2 protein-coding genes are annotated in these 3,244 nt (G+C 74.8%); both read right to left on the bottom strand.

All coding sequences use genetic code 11. From position 1 onward, the window contains the following. A partial coding sequence (locus NBW84_RS23545) for a nitronate monooxygenase (RefSeq protein WP_250287505.1) occupies positions 1-2,278 on the bottom strand: 2,278 nt, incomplete at its 3' end. Between the two features lie 546 nt (positions 2,279-2,824). After that, the gene (locus NBW84_RS23550; RefSeq protein WP_250287507.1) at positions 2,825-3,091 is read right to left on the bottom strand and encodes a hypothetical protein; all 267 of its coding nucleotides are present in this window, start codon (positions 3,089-3,091) and stop codon (positions 2,825-2,827) included. Between the last annotated feature and the right edge of the window lie 153 nt (positions 3,092-3,244).

Raw genomic sequence — 3,244 nt, forward strand, 5'->3', positions numbered from 1 at the left:
CAGCCCGTGCCCTGGCTCCCGCCCGCGCCCGGGTGCCCGCCCGCGTCGCGGCATCCGGCCGGGCCGGCTGCCCGGGCACCGGGCCGACGCCGGTGTCAACGCCGACATCGGTGTCACCGTCGACGTTGACGTCGGTCTCGGGATCGATGCCGAGGGCGACGAGACGGTCGGCCAGCGCCTGGGTGGCGCCCTCGCTCACCTGGGCGTGCAGGGCCGCCACCGTGGTCGGCTCCGACCGCAGCGCCGCCACCTGGCCGATCATGAACATACCGTCGTTACGCTGGGTGTCCTCGTCGACGGGCACCAGCCGGCCCTGGCCGCGGCGCAGGCCCTTGCTCGCGATCCGTGACCGGCCGAGGTTGAACCGTTCCAGCTCCTCCCACACCTGCGCGGGGACGAGCCCCTGAGCGAGCAGCTCGGCCCGCCGTCCGGCGAAAGCGGTGACGAAGGGTGACCGAACGACGCGGGTGGCGTGCCCCGGCGAGGTCTCCAGCAGGACGGTGCCGCCGCAGTCCAGCGCCGTCCGCTGGAAACCGGGCAGGATCGCGCCGGAGGTGACCGCCTCGGCGGTGAACAGGTACGCGGTGCCCATCAGCACCCCGATCCGGGCGCCGCGGGCGGCCAGGGGCGCGGCGGCCGCCGCGACCATCGCCGCGGACCGCTCGTCGTGCACACCGCCGGCGAACAGCACGTGCAGGCCCGCGAAGAACGCCCCGGCCGCGGACCGGCCGCTGGCGACGGACACCTGCTCGCCGTACGCCAGCAGCTCGGTGATCTGCCCCTCCCACAGCGGGAAGCTGGCCCGTGGGCCCACATGGCCGCCGCACTCGCGTCCCTCGAAGACGAACCTGCGGGCCCCGGCGGCGAGAAACCGGCCGAGCAGCCCCGGCGAGGGCACATGCAGGAAGGTGTCGACGCCGGCGGCCTGCAGGGACGCCGCCTGGGACGGGCGCCCGCCGGCGATCAGCGCGCAGGGCGGGCGGATCTCCCCGACGGCCTCGAACTGGGCCGAGCGGATCTCCGGCGGGGCGAAGCCGAGGATCCCCACCCCCCATGGCGCGTCCCCGAGCAGGTCGCGGGTCTGCCTGAGCAGGGCACGGGCCTCGTCGCCGCCCATCAGGGCCAGCGCCAGGAACGGCAGGCCACCGCCGTCGGCCACCGCCCGGGCGAACTCGGCCCGGTCGCTGACCCGCGTCATCGGTCCCTGCGCGACCGGGACGCGCAGGCCCCGGTCGGCGGCGAAGGGCGCGCCCGGGGCGAGCGGGGCGAGCCGGACCGCGGCGGCGAGCTGGGCCTCGATGGCGTCCCGGACCGCTGTGACAACGCCGCTGGCGGTGACGTACCGGTCGGCCAGCGGCGCGGCGAAGGCGCCGTCCTGGCCGATGGGGAGGAACTGTTCACGCAGGTCACGGGCACCGAGACGGTGCGCGACCGCGTCTTCGTCGAGCCCTTCGTCCGCCTGCTGGCCGGCGAGCCCGGCGACCGGCAGGTCGGGGCGGACGTACACCCGGTGCCCGGCGAGGAGCGTGGTCTCGCTGCCGTCCATGCCCCGGATGGCAGCGGCGACCTCGGCCGGCAGCTCCATCTCCCGGACGAGCGCGAGCTGGGCGTCGAGCACGACACCGGCCGCCCCCGCGGCAACGGCGGCGGCGGCGGTGTGCAGCCCTAGCCCGCCGGCGGCCCACACCGGCAGGTCCAGGCCGTCGGCGGCGAACAGGTGCTGGAGCAGGGTGAACGTGGTCAGGTCGCCGACCCGGCCGCCGGCCTCGCCGCCCCGGGCGATCAGGCCGTCGGCACCGGCCGCGGCCGCCGCCCGCGCCTGCGCGACCGAGGTGACCTCGATGAGGACGCGCCGACGCCCGCCCGCCGACGCCGCCTCCACGTCCCACTCGCTGTCCCGCTCGCTGTCCCGCTCGACGTTCCGCTCGCTGTCCCGCTCACCGCGGGCCGGGCCGGTGGCGAGGATGACGGTGTCCACCTCGGGCGGCAGCTCCCGCGGGCTGGTGGCGCAGCCGACGGGCACCCGTACCCCGAACGGGCCGCGCGACCAGCGGGCGGCGTCCGCGAGCGCGGCGCGTGCGGCGGCGGCATCCCGCCCCAGGTCGAGAACGCCGAGGCCGCCGGCCCGGGCCACCGCGGCCGTCAGGCGCGCGTCAGGCTCGGTGAAGGGAGTGACCGCGACGACGAGGTCCCGTGACGGCCCGGGGACCCGCGCCGCCCCGGCCCGCGGCACCCCGGGGCCGCGGGCCTGCGGGTTACGGTGCGTGCTGGTGCTCATGGGTGGTCCCTCCTGACCGGGCCGCGGGCGGCCGGCCCGGTACCTGCCGGCCCGGTACCTGCCGGCGCGGCTGCCGGTATCCAGGTGCGCGGCCACAGCGACGATCGCCTGTCGGCCCGCCGGCCGGCTGGTGGCCGGCGGGCCGGCGGCCACGGGCGTGCCGCGGCCGACACGCCGAGGAGCCCGGGAGCCGAACCGTATACATGCACAAAGAAACAACTATGACACATTATATTCACAATAATGCGCCAGAAAAAGCAACCAAAAATCACGCGACTCACAACGACGACAGTTTTCAAGGTCGACATCATTTCCCAGCAGATCGTTGGCCGACGGTCCATGACGGACACCAACGGCGATCGACACCGGTTCACCGAGATCGGCACTTGCGGGTGCCGGACCAGCTCCTTCCCCGGACAGGCAGGACATGGGCGCGGACACCGTGCCACCGGATGCGTGTCGGAAATTTTAGCCCCCCGGGAAAACCGGCCGGCGGGACCCACCGGCCGGGCAACACGGAGGAAACCGGACGCGGACACAGCGCAGCTATCCATACACGGAAGGGCAGGTACGGTGACCGCTTTCGGGACGTCCGGTTTCGTCGGGCCCGGCCATCCGCGCCCCGCCGCCGATGCCGCCGACGATGCCGCCGCCGTAGATGCCGTAGATGCCGCCGGCAATCCGCTGGCAAAGGCGTCCGCACGGCGTTCCCGCGACCGGTCGTCCCCGGTACGGATCGTCCTTGTATCCGAATCCGGCCGAAGCGCGGGAGGATGTGAGAAAACGCACCCGGCAACCGGTGTAGCCGGCCATGCGGTGGCCCGCCGCGTAGCCGGCCCGGGTCCCGCACGGCCACGCGGGACGGCACCGGCCACGGCCATCCGGGCGATCCCCGGCTCAGACCGGGGCGTGCAGGTCACGGCTCTCGACGATCGCCCCGTCCGAGACCACCAGATGGTCGAAGGA

Origin of the sequence: Protofrankia sp. CiP1_Cm_nod2 (genome assembly GCF_920664355.1) — a bacterium.
Classification (GTDB): Bacteria; Actinomycetota; Actinomycetes; order Frankiales; family Frankiaceae; genus Protofrankia.

What these genes read in the sequence shown, in the direction of transcription:
- NBW84_RS23550 (WP_250287507.1), bottom strand. Translation starts at nt 3,091, where the DNA reads ATGGCCGGCTACACCGGTTGCCGGGTGCGTTTTCTCACATCCTCCCGC.